We start from the raw sequence: 19,476 nt of genomic DNA, 5'->3' as shown, positions 1-19,476 counted from the left end.
TTCCTTGTCTATTGCTTGACCACGCGGCGAGGGCTGCGCCAGACGGACAGTGAAGCGCAAAGGGGTGGCGATGGCGGAAATCTTCCTGGGGCTGGGCGCCAATGGCGAACGGCAGGTTCTGGAACTGTCGCGGGCCAATCGGCACGGCATCGTCGCGGGCGCCACCGGAACGGGCAAGACGGTGACGCTGCAAGGCATGGCCGAGAGCTTCTCCGCCGCCGGGGTGCCGGTGTTCCTGGCCGATGTGAAAGGCGATCTTTCGGGCATTGCCATGGCCGGATCGCCAACGGCCGCCAATGCCGGGAAGCTTGAAGCGCGCGCCGTCGAGCTCGGCATGGCGGATTACGCCTATGGCGATAACCCGGCGATCTTCTGGGATCTCTTCGGCGAACAGGGTCACCCGATCCGCACCACCGTTTCGGAGATGGGGCCGCTGTTGCTCGCCCGCCTGCTTGATCTCAACGACACGCAGGAAGGCGTGCTCAATATCGTCTTCCGCCTGGCGGACGAGGAAGGGCTGCTGCTGCTCGATCTCGGCGATCTGCAGGCGATGCTGGCCCATGCTTCGGAAAATGCGGCGCAGCTCAGCGCGAGATATGGCAATGTCACGCGGGCCAGCGTGGGGGCGATCCAGCGCCAGCTTCTCAGCCTCGACAGTCAGGGCGGCGGCCGCTTTTTTGGCGAGCCGGCGCTGGAGATCGAGGACTTCATCGCCTGCGACGATCAGGGGCGCGGCTATATCAACATATTGGCCGCCGACCGGCTGATGCGCAGCCCCAAGCTCTATGCCACCTTCCTCCTCTGGCTGCTGGCCGAGCTGTTCGAAGTGCTGCCCGAGGCCGGCGATCCGGAGAAGCCGAAGCTGGTGTTCTTCTTCGACGAGGCGCACCTGCTGTTCGACGATGCGCCCAAGGCGCTGCAGGACACGATCGAACAAGTCGTTCGGCTGATTCGCTCCAAGGGGGTGGGCGTCTATTTTGTGACGCAGAATCCGATCGACGTGCCGGAGGAGGTGGCCGGCCAGCTGGGTAATCGGGTACAGCATGCGCTGCGCGCCTTCACGCCGCGCGACAAGAAGGCGATCCGCGCCGCGGCGGAAACCTTCCGCATCAATCCCGATCTCGATGTCGAGCAGGCGATCACCGAACTGCGCGTGGGGGAGGCGCTCGTATCCACGCTGCTGGAAGACGGCGCGCCCAGTGTGGTGCAGCGCACGCTGATCAAGCCGCCGCGCTCGCGGCTGGGTCCGGTGACGGAGAAGGAGCGGGCGATCATCCGATCGGCCAGCCCGGTGGAAGGCAAATACGATACGCCGGTAGACCGCGAAAGCGCGTCCGAAGTGCTGGCCCGCAAGGCAGAGGATGCGGCCGCCACTGCGGAAGAAGTGGCTGAGCAGGGGGAAGCTGAGGTTCGCAAGCGCGAGCGGCGCAGCCCCGGAATCTGGGGCAAGGCGCTGAAGCGGGCGACGGGCGCGGCGGCGGGTTCCGGCGCCTCCATCGCGGCGGCGGCGATCACCGGGCGCAAGTCGCGCGCCAATCCCGCGCAAACCGCGCTGTCTTCCGGGCTCGGCTCGCTCGCCACCGATCTGGCGGGGCCGCTGGCAGGGCGCTTCGTCCGCAATCTGATCGGCGGACTGATGCGCTGAGCGCCGTTCGGCCGCCTGCCTCCGCAGCTATGGAGAGCAGGCGGCCGAAGGCGTTATTTCCCGGCGAGCCACTCGGCGATTTCGCCGCGCAGCCGCGGCTCGCTGGCGAAGCGTTCCTTCAGGGCCACCAGCGCGCGTTCGATCGGGCGCTGCTCGTCCGCCGGCAGGGTGGCCTGCAAGCTCGCGAGCCGGGGCAGCAGGGCGGGATCATCCGTGGCGGAGGCGATACGTGAGAAGAACCGCGCCCGACCCGAACTGTCGAGCATCTTCTCCACCGCCGCCCGGTTCTCCAGCACGAAGTCGAAGGCGAGGGCGGGATGCTCCTCCGCCACCGAGGTGATGATCGCTGCGCTGGTCGTGCCTGCCTCGCCGGTAAGCGCGAGTCCGAGGGCCTTGCGCGCCAGCGCCTCGTCACGCGCGGCGCCAAGGCGGGTATAATAGGATTGCTTTTCCGACGAACTGGTCGAGTCCGCGGCAAGGCGGGCGAGCAGGTTCCAGCTGTCGGCATCGGCATTGCGCGAGGCGATCGCGAGCCAGGTTGTCTTGAGCGGCCCGTCGAGAGCGCGCGGATCGCTCGCCAGCGCGGCGAAGCGGCGCGTCGCCTGATCCAGCACCTCCTTGTCGCCCATCGCGCCGAGGGTGGAGATCAGCCGGGCACGCAGGTTGCTGTCCGCCACCGGCTCGCCTTCAATCGGCTCGAAGCCCAGCGCGCGCAGGCGCGGCTGCCACATCTGCTCCACGAGGCCGGCGAGCTTCGCCTTCGCGGCATCGTCGGACAGTGTGCCGTAAACGTCGCCCCAGCGCTCCACGGTGCCTTCCGCCACCACCGGATTGGCATCGGTGGGGATCGCCGCGAGCAGATCGAGCGCCGCCCCTTCCTTCTGGTAGCCGCCCCGCGCCAGCGCCAGATTGTCCGCCGTCAGGCCCAGCTGGTCAATCGGCTTGAGCCCCGGCATCGCCTTGGCAAATCGGGCGAGCATCTCGGGCTCGTAGAGCGTGCGGAAATAGCCCAGCTGGCCGCCATTCACGATCACCGGGCCGCAGCCGGGCACGCTCACCTGCGCCTTGCCCTGCAGCACCTTGCGGATCGGCGCCGCATCGCCGCTTTCGATCAGCAGCGGGACGCGCCAGCTTTGCGGAGAGGCCGCTGCATCGGCCTTGCGATCCAGGCTGAACTCGCTCTGCGCCAGATTCAGCGTGGTTTTGCCCCCGGTGCAGCGGGCTTGCACGGTCACCAGCGGCACGCCGGGCTGATAGGTAAAATCATGGGCGATATCGGTGATGCCGGCGGCCCCGGCATCCTCCACCGCGCGCCACAGGTCGGCACTCACCGTGTTCCCGTAGGTGTGCGCCTTGATATATTTGCGAATGCCGTCGCGCCACACGTCTTCCCCGGCATAGGCTTCCAGCATCGAAATCACCGCCTCGCCCTTCTGATAGGCGATGGCATCGAAGCCCTCTTCCGCTTCCGCGGCGGTAGAAATCTTCTGCACCACGGGATGAGTGGTGGCGAAGGCATCAAGCCCCATCGCCTGTTCCCGCCCGCCGACACGGCCCAGCAGCGCATGCCATTTCGGGTTGAAATGATCGGTGGCTTTGGTCTCCATCCAGCTGGCGAAGCCCTCGTTCAGCCACAGATCGTCCCACCACGCCATGGTCACGATATCGCCGAACCACTGGTGCGCGGTTTCATGCGCCTGCACGGTGAAGATGCTCTGCCGCGTTGCGGGGCTGGCGATCGCCGGATCTTCCAGCAGGATGCGCTCGAAGGTGAAGATCGCCCCCCAGTTCTCCATCGCGCCGAAGAATTGCGACTGTCCGGGCCCGGCAATGTTGTCGAGCTTGGGCAGCGGGAAGGGGACGCCGAAATAGTCGCCGTAATAGGTCATCAGCGGCGCTAGCGATTCCAGCGCATAGCGCGACTGGTCGCCGCTGCCGGCCGGGCCGACGATGCCCACATCGGTGCCGTCGGGCGCGGTCATGCTCAGCCGCTCGAAATCGCCCAGGCCGAAGAACAGCAGATAGCTGGACATCCGGGGGGTGGTGGCGAAGGTGACGCGCTTGGTGCCGTCACCCAGCTTGTCCACCTGCGCCACCGGCATATTGCTGACCGGCATGAGCTGGTCGGGCACGGTGGCAGTGAGATCGAAGGTGGCCTTGTAGCTCGGTTCGTCGAACATGGGCGCGAAGCGCCGCGCATCCGGCGCTTCGAACTGCGTGAACAGCGCGCGCACTTCCTTGCCGGTGCGCTTGTCCGGATAGTCGAGGGCGAAGAGGCCGGAGGCCTGCGTGTTGATCGCGCCGGAATAGGCGATTTCCAGATCATAGCGGCCCGGCGCGATGGATTTGCCGGAGGACAGCGTCACCCGCTGCGCATTCTCGTCGAAAGCCGGCGTCAGTGCCACTGCGGCTCCGCCGCTCGCCGGCGTGAGTTGCGCGGAGGAGATGCGCAGGTTGTTCGCATTCAGCGTCAGGCTGTCGCTGGCGGAGAAGACCTCCAGCGTGATCCGTTCGCTTCCGGTGAAGGTCAGCTTCTCCAGATCGGGGCGGAAGCTGATCGCATAATGCACCGGCGCCGCGGTGCGCGGCAGGTCGCTCGGCACCGATTCCGCCAGCGGCGCCGGCTCGGCGGCGAGGGCGGGGGTGGCGGCGGTGGCGAGGAGGAAGGCAGACAGGGCGGACTGTGCGATTCGCGGCAAGATTGCGACTCCGGTAGTTTCCGAAGCAACTGCCCTAGAGCGCGGGGCGGCAAATGCGAAGCCGTCAATCGAGCGGCAGGCGCAGTTCGGCGATCAGGCCGCTTGCGGCACCCGCCTGCCCGGCGCGATTGCGCAGCGTCAGCGAGCCGCCGTGCTGGTCCGCAATGGCGCGCGCAAGGGTGAGGCCCAGGCCCGCGCCCCCCGTTTCGCGATTGCGCGAGGTTTCGCCGCGCGCGAAGGGCTCCATCATCGCCGCGATCTCGCCCGCCGGGATGCCCGGCCCTTCGTCCTCAATGCGGATGACGGCCTGTCCGCCTTCTCGCGCCACCGTTACGTGGGCCTTGCTACCGTATCGCAGTGCGTTTCCGATGAGGTTGCGCAGGGCGCGACGGAGCCAGGTTGCGCGCAGCGGCATAGCGATGCGAGTGGTCTCGCCCAGGATCACCGGTTGCCCCATATCCTCATATTCCTCAACCACGGCGGCGACGAGGGCGGACAGCTCGGTGCGCTCCAGCGCATCGCTCGGCCGCCCAACCCGGGCGAGGGAGAGGATATCGTCCAGCGATCGAGTGATGTCTTCGATCGTGGCGGCCATGCGCTCGCGCTCCGTCTTGTCCTCCACCGATTCGATGCGCACCCGCAGTGCTGCCAGCGGCGTCTTCAGGTCGTGCCCGATCGCGCCGAGCATCACGTCCTTCTCGTCGAGCAGGGCGGCAATGCTGCGTTCCATGGCATTGTGCGCGGCGATCAGCCGCCGCATGTCTTCCGGGCCGGAGAGCGCCATCTGGCCGTCGGTTTCCCGCGTCCGGGCGAAGCTTTCCACCCGGCGGGTCAGCGCGGCAAGCGGCCGTGTGATCCGCCGCAGCAGGAGCGCGAGGCCGCCCACCAGCACGACGTAGAGCACCATGGTCTGCGCCACCAGCGCGCCGATCTGCCGGTTCTCACGCTCTGACAGCGGGATGCGCGCCACGTGATATTCGCTGTCACCCGGGCGCCGGAGTGCGGCCACGAGTTCCATTCTCTGGGTCCAGCCGGGGGGCTCGCCACTGGCGTGGCTGCGTACCCGCTGCATGACATAGGGATCATCCGAAACGCGGCGCTGGGTGACGATCAGTTCCGCCGGCTGGATGCCCTGGTCGCCCAGGATATTGCCCAGCAGCTCCTCGCGCTGCGGATTGCGGGGCTCGCCCGGTCGCAGCGGGTTCTGCTCGGTCCGCTCCACCCGCAGGCGCAGCCAGCGCCGCTTCCTGTCGTCGAGCCCGTTGCCGGAAAGCCGATAGTCAAAGCGCGGATCGGATACGAGCTGGAAGGCCAGCTGGTTGGCCGCGCTCAGCTCTCGCCGCTGCTCCGCGGCGCGATACTGGAGCACCGCGGACAGGGTCTGCGCCACGAGCAGCGCCAGCGCCACGGACAGCAGCATCTGCCCCAGCAGGCTGCGGGGAAGCAGGCGGCGCATCAGCTCCGGTCCTGCGCGAGCCGGCGCACATCGGCGGCGAAGCGATAGCCGCCGCCCCATACGGTCTGGATCAGGCGCGGGTCGCGGCTGTCCGCCTCAATCTTGCGGCGCAGGCGGCTCACCTGATTGTCCACCGCGCGATCGAACAGATGCGCCTCGCGCCCCTGCACCATGTCGAGCAGCCGGTCGCGATCAAGCACCTGCCGCGGATGGGTGAGGAAGGCGACAAGCAGGCGGAATTCGGCCGAGGAGATCGGCACCACCGTACCTTCCGGGTCGGTCAGCCGGCGCTTGAGCGGATCGAGCTTCCAGCTTTCGAACAAATAGAGGGCATCTTCCTCGGGCGTGGGGGCTGCGCGTTGCGAGCGGCGAAGCACGGAGCGGATGCGCGCCACCAGCTCGCGCGGTTCGAACGGCTTCACCACGTAATCGTCGGCGCCGATTTCCAGCCCCACGATGCGGTCGGTCGCCTCGCCGCGGGCCGTGAGGAAGATGACCGGAATGTCCTTCGCCTCGGTCAGGTGGCGGCACAGCGAAAGCCCGTCTTCCCCCGGCATCATGATGTCCAGCAGCACGAGGTCGGGCGTGTCTTCGATCAGTCGGGCGCGGGCCTTGGCCGCATCTTCCGCTTGCGAAACGGCGAACCCCTGGCGGGACAGATAGTCCGCCAGGGGCTCGCGCAGGCTGGGCTCGTCATCGACCAGCAGCAGCTTAGTCGGCACCGCTTCGCTCATTTGTCTCTCCGGTGCCGCACCATTGTCAGCGGGTCGAGGTCCGCTGGCCCGTGCCGTCCTTGCGCGGGAACGCGGCGCGGCGCTCCTGGCTTGTCACGGTGCCGTTCCGGTCCGTGTCCATCGCGTCGAAGCGGGTGAGCGCCGCGGTCTGGAATTCCGCTGCGGTGATCGTGCCGTCGCCATTGGCGTCAGCCTGCCCGCGCATCATGCCGGCGCCGCGGTGGCCGAAGCGACGCTTGCGATCGGGACGGTCAGCGCCATCCTTGCCGCCGCGCTGGCTCACGGCGTCACGCATTTTCTGTTGGGCGGCGGAATATTCCGCGAAGGTCACGGCGCCGTTGCCGTCGCCATCCAGCTTATCGAAGCGGGCTTGCTGGCGCTCCGTGCGATCGGCCTGATCCAGCTTGCCATCGCCATTCGCGTCCATGCGGGCGAAGGCCTTGGTGGCCATCTGCTGTACCTGGTCGCGGGTGATGTCCTTGCCGGGTCCGCGGAGGCCTGGGCCGCCCGTGGCTGCATAGGTCGCGCCGCTGGCGAGCAGGGCCGCCGCGGCGAGTGAAAGGGTGATAGTCTTGCGCATTATACTGTCTCTCCGAAGGGCTGTTAGAGCAACGGAGCGCCGGGCAGAAGGGGTAGGAGGAGAACCGGCGCTCCGTCACTCATGAAGCCCTTTCTACCGGCGCTATGTCGCACCGGTTTGCCCGTTCGCGGGGAAAGTGTCGCAATTTGTCACCCGGCGGAGGCGCCGTTCATCGTTCCGCAACGCGCGCGGCTATCGCGAGCGGTGTTCGGTTCCGACCCCGGCGGTGATGAACAAGGCTGCCGCCTCGCCGTCGATGTCGGCCGTATGCCACACGCCGGACGGGTTGATCGCATAATGCCCCGCCTCGAGCGGAAGGCGGATTTCCGTCCCTTCGACCTGCTGCACCAGCACCATGCGCCCTTCGGTGCAGAACACCACTTCGTCGCCGGCGGGATGCATTTCCCACGCAGACCAGCTTTCCGTGAAGCGATAGTAGGAAACCAGCCGGCCCTCGGCCCCGTCGGCGGCATGGCGGCTCGTATAATCCGCGTACCATTGCATGGCCCGCTCGTCTCGCGGGAAGGCGGGTTGCGGGATGGCCCGGGCGCCAAGACCCAGGTGGATCGGAAAATCGGCCAGCGGCCGCGCCTCGTCACTCATGCCCTTACCCCTTCCTCCCGGCGGCGTATCACAGTGGCTTGCAGGCAGATTCCACCCAGGCCAAATCGTCGCCTTGCAGCTGCGGGCCGAGCACCTCCAGCACGCGCGCGTGGTAGGCGTTCCACCAGGCGATTTCCGCCTCGCTCAGCAGGCTGCGGTCCACGAGCGTCGCATCGATCGGGACGAGGGTTAGCGTCTCGAAGCCCAGCCATTCGCCCTCCTGCCCGGCGATCTTGCGCGATTCCACCAGCACAAGGTTCTCGATCCGGATGCCGTATTCGCCCTGCTTGTAATAGCCGGGCTCGTTGGACAGGATCATGCCCGCCATCAGCTCCTGATCGGTGCCCGCCTGCCCGCCGCGCGGCTTGGCGATGCGCTGGGGGCCTTCGTGCACGGCCAGGAAGCTGCCCACGCCGTGCCCGGTGCCATGGGCATAATCCACGCCCGCCTGCCACAGGAACTGCCGGGCCAGCGTGTCCAGCTGGGCGCCGCTGGTGCCCTGTGGGAAGGTCTGCAGGGCCAGCGCGATATGGCCCTTCAGCACGCGGGTGAAGCGGTCCTTCTGCTCGGCGGAGGGTTGGCCCGGGCCGACCCACACCGTGCGGGTGATGTCGGTCGTGCCGTCAGGATACTGGCCGCCCGAATCGACCAGATAGATGCTGCCGGGCGCAATCGGCAGATTGCTCTCCTCGTCCACGCGATAATGGGGAATCGCGGCATGGGGGCCGGCGGCGGAGATCGTGTCGAACGAGAGATCCCTGAGCAGCCCCGTCTCTTCGCGGAACGCCCGCAGGCGTGCGGCGGCGGAAAGCTCGGTCTCGCCACCCTGCGGTGCCGTTTCCTCCAGCCAGCGCAGGAAGCGCGCCACCGCCGCGCCGTCGCGCGCCTGCGAATCGCGCTGGCCCTGCTGCTCCACCGGGTTCTTTACTGCCTTGGCGAGAATGGTCGGATCCTGCCGCGCCACCGGATGCGCACCGGCTGCTTCCAGCGCCTGGAAAATCGCCGCCACGCCGAAATTCGGGTCCACGGCGACGCGCTTCCCGCCCAGCTGCGCCAGCGCCGCCTCAAACTCCAGGCGCGGGCGGATGCGCACGGCATTGCCCAGATGCTGGACCAGTTCCGGCGTGACCTTCTCCGGCGCAATGAACAGCTCGGCCGTGCCATCGGCATGGGCTATCACGAAGGAGAGCGCCACCGGCGTCCGGTCGACGTCGCTGCCGCGGATGTTGAGCAGCCAGGCGATGGAATCGAGGGCGGAAACCACCGCCGCGTCGAGCTTCCCAGCCTTCAGCCACTCGGCCAGCTCGGCGCGCTTTTCCGCACTGGAGCGCCCGGTCAGCCTGTCTTCCTGCACGAAGGCCGCGGCGGCGGACGGAGCGGGCTGATCGTCCCACACCGCGTCCACGGGATTGCTGTCCACCGGCACCAGCGTCGCGCCTTCGGCTTCCAGCGCCGCACTCACGGTGCGCACCCAGCCCGAAGTGTGCAGCCAGGGGTCATAGCCGATCCGCGCGCCCTCGCCGGCATTCTCCGCCAGCCAGCCGCCGATCGAATCCTGCGGCACCGACTTATATTCGAACAGCCGCCCGTCCACCTGCTCGCGCACCTGGATGGTGTAGCGGCCATCCACGAAGATCGCCGCCCTGTCCTTCAGCACCGCGACCGTGCCGGCCGATCCGCCGAAGCCGCTCAGCCAGGCCATGCGCTGAGCATAGGCGCCGACATATTCCGAAACGTGCTCGTCGGAGATCGGCACGACGAAGCCGTCCAGCCCGCGGCGCGCCAGTTCCTTGCGCAGGGCATCCAGCCGGGCTTCATGGGTTTGCATCAGCATGTTGCGGTCCTTTCAGCGCTTACATAGATGCAGCGCATGGCCGATACCACCACAGCGTCGCAATCCGCGCTCCCGCCCGTCGCGAAGAAGCATCCTTCCAGCGTCACCCATCACGGCATTACGGTGTCAGACGATTACGCCTGGCTGCGCGATCCCGGCTATCCGAAGGTGAGCGACAAGGCGATCCTGACGCATCTGGAATCGGAGAATGCGTGGTTCGAAGCGCGCATGGCGCCGCACAAGGACCGGGTGGACGCGCTGTTCACCGAGATGCGGGCCCGGATCAAGGAAGCGGACAAATCCGTGCCCTACAAGGATGGCGGCTGGCTTTACTGGATCGAGTTCGAGGAAGGCGCCGAATACAAGAAATGGTGGCGCCGCGCCGTGGATGCTGCGGCCGACGGGAGCGCGGACGAACTGATCCTCGACGAGACGGCGCTGGCGAAGGGCAAGGAGTATTTCCGCCTGGGTGCGATCTCCATCAGCCGCAATGGCAAGCTGCTGGCCTATTCCGTCGATGACAACGGGTCCGAACGCTACACGGTGAAGATCAAGGATCTCACCACCGGCAAGCTGCTGAAGGACACGATCAAGGGCACGCTGTCCTCGCTCGTCTGGGTGGCGGAGGATCAAGGGCTCATTTACTCGCTCGCCAACGAGCAATGGCGGACGGACAATGCGCGGCTCCATTGGCTGGGCCAGCCCGCGCGCAAGGATGTGGAGCTGTTCCACGAGGATGACGAGGGCTTCCGCGTCTCCGCCTCCCTTTCCGCGAACGAGAACTGGGTCGTCATCGGCACAGGGGACCACGAGACTAGCGAAGCCTGGCTGGTGCCCGCTGCCGATCCGCTGGCGCAGCCGCTGCTCGTGCGCGCCCGGGAGAAGGGCGTGGAATATGACGTGGACGAGCGGGAGGGCACGCTGTTCATCCACGCCAACGATACGCATGAGAACTTCCGCCTCGCCACTGCGCCGCTGGCCGATCCGGCAAACTGGACTACGCTGATCGAAGGCACGGACGCCTTCTATCTCACCGGCTTCGAGCTGTTCCGTGATTTCTACGTGGTGGAAGGTCGGCTGGGCGGGCTCGATCGCATCGAAATCCGCTATTACGACGATCCCACGCGGATCGAGCCGATCCTGTTCCCGGAAGAAAGCTACACCGCGGGCCTCGGCAGCAATCCCGAATGGGATACCCATACGCTGCGCCTGTCCTATGAAAGTATGGTCAGCCCGGCCAGCACCTATGACTACGATGTCGATGCGCGCTCGCTCGAACTGCTGAAGGTGCAGGAAATTCCGTCGGGATATGATCAGGGCCTCTATGTCACGGAAAGGCTCGAGATTGCCGCGCGCGACGGTACGGCGATTCCGGTGAGCATCATGTACCGGAAAGACCGTGTCTCTCCGGGGCCGCTGTACCTTTATGGTTATGGCGCTTACGGCATTGCCATTCCGCCGGGGTTTTCAACCACGCGTTTGAGCCTGGTCGATCGCGGTTTCGTCTATGCCATCGCGCATATCCGCGGCGGCGATGATCTGGGCCGCGCCTGGTACAAGGCGGGCAAGCTGGCCCAGCGAACCAATGCCTTCAACGATTTCGTCGATGTGGCGAAGGGGCTGGTGGATCGGGGCCTGACCGTTCCCGGCCGGATCGCCATCGCCGGGGGCTCGGCGGGGGGCGAGTTGATGGGTGCGGTGGTCAATTCCGATCCGCACCTGTTCGGCGCCGTGGTGGCGCATGTGCCCTTCGTGGATGTGCTCGCCACCATGCTTGATGCGACACTGCCGCTGACGCCGGGCGAATGGCCCGAATGGGGCAATCCGATCGAGGACCGGGAGGCGTTCGAACTGATCCGCTCCTACAGCCCCTATGACAATGTGCGGGCGCAGGACTATCCGCCGATGCTGGTGACAGCAGGCCTTAACGATCCGCGCGTGACCTATTGGGAGCCGGCGAAATGGGTCGCCAAGCTGCGCGAATTGAAGACGGATCGGAACGAGCTGCTGCTCAAGACCAATATGGGCGCGGGCCATGGCGGCAAGTCCGGTCGCTTCCAGAGCCTGCACGAGACGGCGGAGGAATTCGCCTTCATCCTGTGGCAGCTTGGCGTGGAGCGGTGAGCAACCGCTTCACGCTCTCCTTCACCGCCGGGCCCGGCGACATCGACGAGAACGGCCATGTGAACAATGCGGTGTGGGTCCAGTGGATGGAACGGCTCGCCACCGCGCATTGGGAAGCTCTGGCCGAGCCGGAGCACCAGCGGCGCTATGCCTGGGTCGTGACCCGGCACGAGATCGACTATCGCGGCAACATCGCGCTCGGCCGCAGCGTGGAAGGACAGACGGAAATCCGCGAAGCGCCCAAGGGCGCGCGGTTCGATCGCTATTTCGTCTTCACCGATGCGGATGGCAAAGAGCTGGTCCGCGCGAAAACCACCTGGGCCATGATCGAGCGCGAAAGCGGGCGGATCATGCGCGTGCCGCCAGAGGTCGCCCGCCCCTTCTTGCCGGGGAGCGCCTGACTCAGGCGGCCTCCTTGCGCCGCACGCCCCGCCGCCGCCGCTCGGCGCGCAGCTTCTCCGAGATGATGCGATTGCGGCCGCTAAACTTCGCCTCATAGAGCAATTGGTCGGCCCGGACGTATAGCTCTTCGAAATCCGCATCGTCCGGCAGGGCGTCGGCCGACATCTCCAGCATTCCCACGCTTGCGGTCACCACGCGGTCGAGCCCGGGCACTTCCTTGGCAACGCGCAGCGGAATCGCCTGCCGCGTCCATTCTGCGCGCTTGGCGGCATCCTGGCCGCGCAGGAGGAGCAGGAATTCCTCGCCCCCGAATCGAAAGGCGCGGATCTCGCTATCCCCCACCAGCGTGCGGGCCACGGCGCGCAGCACGCGGTCGCCCATCTGGTGGCCGTAGTGGTCGTTCACACCCTTGAACCCGTCGAGATCGATCAGGGCCAGACTGACGAAGCCCTCGCGCCGCAGGGTGGCGAAGCGGTCGGAAAGAGCGCGCCGGTTGAGCAACCCGGTCAGCGGATCGCGTTCGGACAGTTCCTCCAGCGTGCGCGCTTCGCCGATCGCCTGATCGCGTTCGCGGTGCAGGGCGATGAAGCGATGCACCACGCCAAGTGTGAAGATCACCGCTTCCGCGCCGATCGCCAGGAACAGCAGGTCGTCCACGGAACTGTCCGCGGAATAGAAGCCCATGCCGCGCAGGAGGCGCTCAGTTGCGGTCAGGATCACCGGCACCCATGCCATCAGCAGAAAGCGCGCGGGCAGGCTGCCGCGCAGGAGTGCCACGACGATCACCAGCCCGTACATCGCAATCACAGGCAGGAAGCCGAGAAAATAGAGCTGGTTGTCGAAGGGCTGGGTCGCCGGCAATTGCAGCGAGCAGAAGCCCGGCACGGCGATGCACCACCAGGCGCTGACGACCAGGGCCTGGCGCAGTCGCCGGGGCAGGGCCATCGGCTCGAGAAACGCTGCCATGAAAAATCCGGCAAGGCCTGATCCGACGCACCAGGAAAGCGGCCCGCCTATGGCCAGCACCTGCACGGGAATCGTGGCGAAGGCGCTTACCAGCCCGCCGGAGAACAGGAGGTAGAGCAGCATGCAAACGATCACTGAACCGTGCAACAGCACGAAGCGTTCGCGGTTGGCGATGTAGAAGCTGGCATCGAACAGCAGCGGCATCAGCATCATGCCTGCTACCAGAGAGAGCAGCATGATGGGGCCGAGCTGCGTGCCATAGGCCTGCGGATCGGCCGCGATCCGTGCCTCGCTGGCCACGGTCACGCTGTGCGGCCCCTCGATGCGTACCAGATAGGCAACGGTGTCGCTGCGCGCGGTGGGCAGGGGCAGCGTGAACACGGCGCCCGCGACGATCGGCCGTGCCTCGTCCATCAGATAGCGCCGCTTGCGCAGCGTGCCGTCCTCGCTCACCGCCGTGATGGTGACCGAATCGAACACGGTGATCCGGCTGCTGAAAGCGCGGGGCGGGGCCCTGTCGTTCCATCCGGAGAAGCGCAGCCAGGTGATCGGCTGTCCATCGCGCCAGTGGTCGTCCGTGCAGGTCCAGTCCAGCGTGCCGGCGCTTTCGGCGGTAATGTCACGCCCGGAATAGGCGTGGCAGATCGGTGCTACGGCCGCGGTCGCGGCAGCAGCGGGCACGGCGCCGAGCAGCAGGGCGCAAAGGCCCAGCAGGAACAGTCGGACTGGCCGTGGCATCATCTGCCGGGCCTAGGCCGACGACCCTTCCAAGACGTTAATACCTTACGGCGAAACCACGCATTCCTGCCGGTTTCAGCCGATCACCTCGGCTGGATCGAGCAACTCGTACCCCAGCTCCTTGGCGACGGCGGGATAGGTGACGCGTCCGGCGTGGACATTGAGGCCCTGTGCGAGGTGGGGGTCGGTGCGCATGGCCTCGCGCCAGCCGAGATCGGCGATGCGCAGTGCATGCGGCAGGGTCACGTTGTTGAGCGCATAGGTGCTCGTCCGCGCCACGGCGCCCGGCATGTTGGCGACGCAGTAATGCACGATGCCGTCGACGATATAGGTCGGCTCGTCATGCGTGGTCGGTCGGCTGGTTTCGAAGCAGCCGCCCTGATCGATCGCCACATCCACCAGCACCGCGCCCGGCTTCATCGCTGGCAGCATCGCGCGGGTGACCAGCTTGGGCGCCGCCGCGCCGGGGATCAGCACGGCGCCGATCACCAGATCGGCCTCGCGCACCGCGGCTTCGAGATTGGCCTGATTGGAAAAGCGCGTCTTCGCCCGGCTTTCGAAATGGGTGCCCACGCGCTCGAGCACTTCGGGGCTGCGGTCCATGATCGTGACATCCGCGCCCAGCCCCGCGGCCATCTGCGCCGCATTGAAGCCCACCACGCCGCCGCCGATCACCACCACTCTGCCCGGCAGGACGCCCGGTACGCCGCCCAGCAGCACGCCGCGCCCGCCATGCTCCTTCTGCAGCGCAGTGGCCCCGGCCTGGATGCTCATGCGCCCGGCAACCTGGCTCATCGGCTTGAGCAGCGGCAGGCTGCCGCCCGGCCCGGTGACGGTTTCATAGGCAATCGCCGTCACCCCGGAACTGACCAGATCGGCGGTCTGCTGCGGATCGGGGGCCAGGTGGAGATAGGTGTAGAGGATCTGCCCCTCGCGCAGCCGCGCCCGTTCCTCGGCCTGCGGCTCCTTCACCTTCACCACCATCTCGCATTCGGCAAAGATCGCGTCCGGCCCTTCGACGATATCCGCGCCCGCCGCGCGATATTCCTCGTCGCTCGCTCCTATGCCGAGCCCGGCACCCGCTTCGATCCACACGCCATGGCCGTGGCGCACCAGCTCTTTTGCGCTCTCGGGCGTCAGCCCGACGCGATATTCGCGGTTCTTGATCTCGCGCGGGCAACCGATCAGCATTGGCACTCTCCTTTTGCGGCGGAGTGGTTACAGGTGAAACCGGAATAGCGCAATCGGCCCCGCCGCCCAGGCCCCCGGGCGGGCAGCTTGCCCTCAGCCCGGCTTGAACAGCGAAAGGTCGATGGCTTCTGCCGCGGCCTTGAGCCCCGCGTCGCTGCCGTGCAGGTGATCGCCCATGTGATAGCCTTCGCGCATTGCCGCCGGATCGCGCGGATCGGCAAAGGCGCTGTCCAGCCGCACCACGGCATCGAAGGCGCCGCCGTTGACGATCCAGTCGTTGATGCGGCGCCGGGCGGCTTCCCCTTCTTCCGACCAATAGCTGGCGCCCTTGTAAGGGCCGATGGGCGATCCGATTACCTTGATGCCCTTTTCATGCGCGCGGGCGATCAGCTGGCGATATCCGGCGATCATCTGCTCCGCGTCGATCTTCGGCTGGTCCAGCGACAGGCCGCCTATGCCCCCCTGCACGGGCCCATAGCGATTGCCGATGTCGTTCACGCCTTCGAACAGGATCAGGTATTTCGCGTTGGGCAGGCTCAGCACATCCTCGTCGAACCGCGCCAGCGCCGCCTCGCCCATGCCGGGGCTCAAAAGGCGGTTGCCGCTGATGGCGGCATTGGCGACGGCCCAGTTCCTGCCCGCCGCGTGCAGCCGATCCGCCAAGATATCCGGCCAGCGGCGGTTCGCACCGGGGGTCGATCCCACCCCATCGGTGATCGAATCCCCGAAGGCCACGATCGTACCGGGGGAATCCGGTGAATCGACCTCCACCGCGCTCAGGAAGGCGCGGTATTGCGCGCGCGCCGCGGGCTCGAACCGCTTGCCTACGAAGTCGCCCGGCGGGGATACGGCGAGCTCGTCCATGCCGGTGAGATGGCAGGTGCAGGGGCCGGTTTCTTCGGGGAGGTAGATTTCCACCTTCAGCCGCGCGAGATCAGGCAGCGCCATTTTTATCGCGTCGCTCACAAAGGGCGCCCCGCGCGGGATCACCGCCCCGGGCTCGCCGCCGAAGGTCAGCAGCGCGGCGGTGCCGGGGACTTCGGCCCCCCGTTCATCGATCCGCACCACGCGCGCCTTGCCGATCACCAGCGGATGGGGCCCATAGCGGTTGGAGAAGCGCAGCCGCACGCGATCGCCGCCTTCGCTCACCCGCAGGATCTGGCTGATGGTGACATTGCGGAAGGAGGCCGCGGCGAAGGGCCCTTCGGTCGTCAGCGGTGCGTGAGGGGATGCCGCCCAGCTTGCCACCCATTCAGCCTGCGCTGGCGCTGCCACGGCCAGCGTGAGCCCCGCCACCGCAATGGCCAATTGCCTGATCCGAACCATATCCCGATCTCCCCCGGACTCGCTTTGTCTTTGGCCGGCAGATTAGCGGCGCGTACCCCACCGTGCCAGCCCCGCAAAGGCGGCTCTGGCGGGCGCCGGTCTATTGGTGAATCTTCGCCAGCAGCCGACGCAGCTCGGCCAGCTCGGCCGGCTCCAGCGCCCCGGTCAGTTCCTGATCCGATGCTCGCACGCATTCGCGCAGCCGGGCCAGTTCGCGCTCTCCGGCGGGGGTCAGGTAAATGCCGAAGGACCGGCGGTCACCCGGCTCGGTTCGCCGCTGCACGCAGCCGCGCTGTTGCCAGAAATCGATGCATACCGTGGCGGCCGGGCGCGAAAGTCCCAGTGCAGCGGCCAGCTGCGTCTGCGGCAGGCCGGGGTTGCTGCCGACCAGCTCCAGCATGGAAAAGCGCTGCGGCGTGATGGCGGAATCGCCGATGTGGCGGGCCAGCAGACTGTAGCCGAGAATCCACACCAGCTTGACAGAAAAACCCGTGACCTCGCCCAGCACGCCATAGTCCACTTCCGTGTCCTGGAGTTTTGGCGCGCGTAACCGCACGGAATCAATGGAGATTTTCTGCTCCGCTGGGGCTTTGGCCGGGTTGCTCACCGCTTGCGTGTGCGCTTTCGTTCCGATGCTGGCAACGGGTTGTTATTGAACATATCTGTTATACCCATTAACAGAACACATAACTAGCCGGGTACCTAATGCCCGGAATGTCGGGGAGATATCGATGTTTGAGCGTGCCCTTGGTCACAAGGCGAAGATGCTGCGCGGATCTGCGCTGTTGAGCTTTGCCGCTGCCGCCTCCTTTTCCACCTTTGCCCCCGCCGTAGCGCAGGATACCGCCGGTCAGGCTCAGCCCGACGCCGTGGCTCAGCCCGCGCCGCAGGGGGAAGCAATCGTGGTGACCGCCCGCCGGCGCGAGGAATCGCTCCAGGAAACACCGGTCGCCATTTCGGCCTTTACCGCGCAGACGCTGGAGGACCGGCAGATCCAGCAGACGCAGGATCTCGAAAAGATCACGCCAAGCCTGCAGTTCAAGCCCGCCGGCCAGCTTTCCGGCAACAGCGCGGCCTCCGTGGTTTTCATCCGCGGCATCGGCCAGCTCGATCCCACCGCAGCGGTGGACCCGGGCGTGGGCATCTATATCGACGAGGTCTATGTCGGCCGCTCGGTGGGCGGCACGCTGGAATTCGGCGACATCGCCAGCGTGGAAGTGCTGCGCGGCCCGCAGGGCACGCTGTTCGGCCGTAACACGATCGGTGGCGCCATCCTGGTCCGCACGAAGGAACCGGAGTTTGGCGAGCTTTCCGGCCGTGCACGGTTCCGTGTCGGCGATTACGACCTTTATGAGGGCTTCGCCGCGCTCAACATCCCGCTGGGCGATACGCTGGCGGCGCGGGTATCGGCCGGCTTCCGCAACCGCGACGGCTATGTGATCCGCTCCTTCGACGGGCTGGATCTGGGCAATGAAAACAGCAATACCTTCAATGGCGCGCTGCGGTGGGAGCCGACGCCGACCCTGAAGATCTCGCTGCGCGGCGATTACACCAAGCGTAAGGAAAATGGTGCGCCCTTCGTCTTCGCCGGCATCAATGAAACGGCGCCGGTGCCGGCAATTGTCAGCGTCGCGGCAGGCTGCCCGGGGGCGACCATCCCCTTCGCCCCGCTGACACCTGGCGATCCGCGCTTCGGCGCGCCCTTCGTGCCCAACATCGACGATCCGCGCTGTGCGAACGACTTCCAGGCCAAGGGCAAGTATGTGAACGGCGGCACGGCCGACGTTCTCAGCACCTCCGAAGTCTGGGGTGTCTCGGGCACCGCCGCGCTCGAACTGTCCGACAGCCTCACGCTGAAGAGCATCACCGCCTATCGCTCCACCGACTCGCGCGGCATTCGCGATGCGGACAACACGCCCTTCGTGATCATCACCACCGACGTGGGCGGCAAGTCCAAGCAGTTCAGCCAGGAACTGCAGTTGCAATATGACTCGGGACCCGTGAGCGGTATCCTCGGCGGCTATTATTTTGACGAGGATACGACGGAGCGGGCGACCGTGCCGCTCTCCTTCCCGCCGTCTCCGCCAGTCATCGGCTCGCTGCTGGCGGGCGGCCCTGGTTCGCGCGACCTGCAGTTCTCCGATCTGGAGACGCGCTCGCTGGCGGCCTTCGGTGAAGTGTCCGTGGAAGTGACCGACCGGCTCGAACTGACCGGCGGCCTGCGCTACACGGCCGATCGCAAGACCTACCAGGGCACGGTGTTCAACCTGTTCCCGTGGACGCTGCCCGATCCCGATCCGCTGCCGACGCTGGCGATCCCGCAGGGCGGCCCGCTGTATATCTACAACACGCCCAATCGGAAGACGTTCACTGCGCTCACCGGTTCGGCCAGCGCGGCCTACAAGGTCAGTGACTGGCTCAACACCTACATCTCCTATGCCCGCAGCTTCAAGTCCGGCGGCTTCAACACGCGCTACAACGCGCCGCCCCCGGGCAATGTCCCCTCGCCTTTCGGTGAGGAGAAGGTGGACAGCTACGAGATCGGCGCGAAGATGCAGGTGGGCGATTTCCGCCTCAACCTTGCTGCCTTCCAGGCCGAGTATGGTGACATCCAACTGGTGTTCCGCCAGGGTGCGGTGCCGCTGCTGTTCAACGCCGGCAAGGCACGCATCCGCGGCTTCGAGGCGGAGACGAGCTGGCATCCCTATGGCACCGGCCTGCGTTTCGACGCGGGGATGAGCGTGCTGGACGACAAGATCAAGACGATCACGCCCGTGCCCGGCACCACGGCGACGGTGCAGCCGGGGGACGATTTGCCGCTGACGCCGTCCTTCCAGGGCAATTTCGCGATCGGCTACGAGTTCGAGCTGAACAGCGACTTCACGCTGACGCCGCGGTTCGATGGCAGCTACACTTCGAGCCTCACCTTCATCACCGGCAGCGTGCCGGAGATCGAGCAGGACGGCTATTTCGTGGCCAACGCCTCGATCGAGCTGGCGGCGAAGGATCGCTATCGGCTGCAGGCCGGCGTGATCAATTTGTTCGACAAGGACTATCTGATCCAGGGCAACGCCTCGCTCGGCACGCTGGGCTATGCGGAGAAGATCTACGCCCGTCCGCGGAACTGGTACATCCAGCTCTCCGCCGACTTCTAAGGTGTGATCCGGGGGCGGCGGCT

14 protein-coding genes are annotated in these 19,476 nt (G+C 66.5%); 4 read left to right on the top strand and 10 right to left on the bottom strand.

The window, feature by feature from the left end:
- Positions 1-70: 70 nt before the first annotated feature.
- Positions 71-1,645, top strand: a complete 1,575-nt coding sequence (locus tag AEB_RS01590) for a helicase HerA-like domain-containing protein (protein WP_119081574.1) — start codon at positions 71-73, stop codon at positions 1,643-1,645.
- 53 nt (positions 1,646-1,698) lie between these two features.
- Here AEB_RS01590 and AEB_RS01585 read toward each other — a convergent pair whose 3' ends face one another.
- The 6 genes from AEB_RS01585 to AEB_RS01560 form a co-directional block, all read right to left on the bottom strand.
- Complete coding sequence (locus AEB_RS01585; protein WP_231958852.1) at positions 1,699-4,344, bottom strand: M1 family metallopeptidase; 2,646 nt, start codon at positions 4,342-4,344, stop codon at positions 1,699-1,701.
- 64 nt (positions 4,345-4,408) lie between these two features.
- Complete coding sequence (locus AEB_RS01580; RefSeq protein WP_119081570.1) at positions 4,409-5,800, bottom strand: sensor histidine kinase; 1,392 nt, start codon at positions 5,798-5,800, stop codon at positions 4,409-4,411.
- Positions 5,800-6,534 carry a response regulator gene (locus tag AEB_RS01575; protein ID WP_119081568.1) on the bottom strand — a complete coding sequence of 245 codons (735 nt, stop codon included), beginning with the start codon at positions 6,532-6,534 and terminating at the stop codon, positions 5,800-5,802. The genes AEB_RS01580 and AEB_RS01575 overlap by 1 nt, the downstream gene beginning before the upstream one ends.
- A 25-nt stretch (positions 6,535-6,559) precedes the next feature.
- Positions 6,560-7,114, bottom strand: coding sequence for an EF-hand domain-containing protein (locus AEB_RS01570; RefSeq protein WP_119081567.1), 555 nt, complete (start codon positions 7,112-7,114; stop codon positions 6,560-6,562).
- A gap of 192 nt (positions 7,115-7,306) precedes the next feature.
- Positions 7,307-7,717, bottom strand: coding sequence for a cupin domain-containing protein (locus AEB_RS01565; protein ID WP_119081565.1), 411 nt, complete (start codon positions 7,715-7,717; stop codon positions 7,307-7,309).
- Between the two features lie 28 nt (positions 7,718-7,745).
- Positions 7,746-9,551, bottom strand: coding sequence for an aminopeptidase P family protein (locus tag AEB_RS01560; RefSeq protein ID WP_119081563.1), 1,806 nt, complete (start codon positions 9,549-9,551; stop codon positions 7,746-7,748).
- A gap of 36 nt (positions 9,552-9,587) precedes the next feature.
- On the opposite strand from AEB_RS01560, the gene AEB_RS01555 reads away from it, so the two are divergent.
- On the top strand, positions 9,588-11,675 hold the full coding sequence (locus AEB_RS01555) for a S9 family peptidase (protein WP_442858046.1): 2,088 nt from the start codon (positions 9,588-9,590) through the stop codon (positions 11,673-11,675).
- Positions 11,672-12,076 (top strand): acyl-CoA thioesterase, encoded by a 405-nt coding sequence (locus AEB_RS01550; RefSeq protein ID WP_119081560.1) that lies wholly within the window; start codon positions 11,672-11,674, stop codon positions 12,074-12,076. Before AEB_RS01555 ends, AEB_RS01550 begins: the two co-directional genes overlap by 4 nt.
- A 1-nt stretch (position 12,077) precedes the next feature.
- On the opposite strand, the gene AEB_RS01545 is transcribed toward AEB_RS01550, so the two are convergent.
- The 4 genes from AEB_RS01545 to AEB_RS01530 form a co-directional block, all read right to left on the bottom strand.
- Positions 12,078-13,781 carry a sensor domain-containing diguanylate cyclase gene (locus AEB_RS01545; RefSeq protein WP_231958851.1) on the bottom strand — a complete coding sequence of 568 codons (1,704 nt, stop codon included), beginning with the start codon at positions 13,779-13,781 and terminating at the stop codon, positions 12,078-12,080.
- A gap of 75 nt (positions 13,782-13,856) precedes the next feature.
- Positions 13,857-14,972 carry an alanine dehydrogenase gene (ald, locus tag AEB_RS01540; protein WP_119081556.1) on the bottom strand — a complete coding sequence of 372 codons (1,116 nt, stop codon included), beginning with the start codon at positions 14,970-14,972 and terminating at the stop codon, positions 13,857-13,859.
- 93 nt (positions 14,973-15,065) lie between these two features.
- On the bottom strand, positions 15,066-16,298 hold the full coding sequence (locus tag AEB_RS01535; RefSeq protein WP_119081554.1) for an SGNH/GDSL hydrolase family protein: 1,233 nt from the start codon (positions 16,296-16,298) through the stop codon (positions 15,066-15,068).
- Positions 16,299-16,398: 100 nt separating this feature from the next.
- Complete coding sequence (locus AEB_RS01530; RefSeq protein ID WP_145985252.1) at positions 16,399-16,905, bottom strand: MarR family winged helix-turn-helix transcriptional regulator; 507 nt, start codon at positions 16,903-16,905, stop codon at positions 16,399-16,401.
- A gap of 124 nt (positions 16,906-17,029) precedes the next feature.
- On the opposite strand from AEB_RS01530, the gene AEB_RS01525 reads away from it, so the two are divergent.
- Positions 17,030-19,453, top strand: a complete 2,424-nt coding sequence (locus tag AEB_RS01525; protein ID WP_231958850.1) for a TonB-dependent receptor — start codon at positions 17,030-17,032, stop codon at positions 19,451-19,453.
- Positions 19,454-19,476: the final 23 nt, after the last annotated feature.

The sequence above is a fragment of the Altererythrobacter sp. B11 genome (genome assembly GCF_003569745.1).
Taxonomy (GTDB): domain Bacteria; phylum Pseudomonadota; class Alphaproteobacteria; order Sphingomonadales; family Sphingomonadaceae; genus Croceibacterium_C.
Note: the sequence above shows the minus strand (reverse complement) of the source record. Positions and strands in the feature narration are given on the sequence as shown.

Bases quoted from the DNA above. Each gene is read 5' to 3' on its own strand.
- AEB_RS01590 (WP_119081574.1), top strand. From the start codon at position 71: ATGGCGGAAATCTTCCTGGGGCTGGGCGCCAATGGCGAACGGCAGGTT.
- AEB_RS01525 (WP_231958850.1), top strand. From the start codon at position 17,030: ATGTTTGAGCGTGCCCTTGGTCACAAGGCGAAGATGCTGCGCGGATCT.
- AEB_RS01575 (WP_119081568.1), bottom strand. From the start codon at position 6,534: ATGAGCGAAGCGGTGCCGACTAAGCTGCTGCTGGTCGATGACGAGCCC.
- AEB_RS01555 (WP_442858046.1), top strand. From the start codon at position 9,588: ATGGCCGATACCACCACAGCGTCGCAATCCGCGCTCCCGCCCGTCGCG.
- AEB_RS01570 (WP_119081567.1), bottom strand. From the start codon at position 7,114: ATGCGCAAGACTATCACCCTTTCACTCGCCGCGGCGGCCCTGCTCGCC.
- AEB_RS01545 (WP_231958851.1), bottom strand. From the start codon at position 13,781: ATGCCACGGCCAGTCCGACTGTTCCTGCTGGGCCTTTGCGCCCTGCTG.
- ald (WP_119081556.1), bottom strand. From the start codon at position 14,972: ATGCTGATCGGTTGCCCGCGCGAGATCAAGAACCGCGAATATCGCGTC.
- AEB_RS01560 (WP_119081563.1), bottom strand. From the start codon at position 9,551: ATGCTGATGCAAACCCATGAAGCCCGGCTGGATGCCCTGCGCAAGGAA.
- AEB_RS01565 (WP_119081565.1), bottom strand. From the start codon at position 7,717: ATGAGTGACGAGGCGCGGCCGCTGGCCGATTTTCCGATCCACCTGGGT.
- AEB_RS01535 (WP_119081554.1), bottom strand. From the start codon at position 16,298: ATGGTTCGGATCAGGCAATTGGCCATTGCGGTGGCGGGGCTCACGCTG.
- AEB_RS01580 (WP_119081570.1), bottom strand. From the start codon at position 5,800: ATGCGCCGCCTGCTTCCCCGCAGCCTGCTGGGGCAGATGCTGCTGTCC.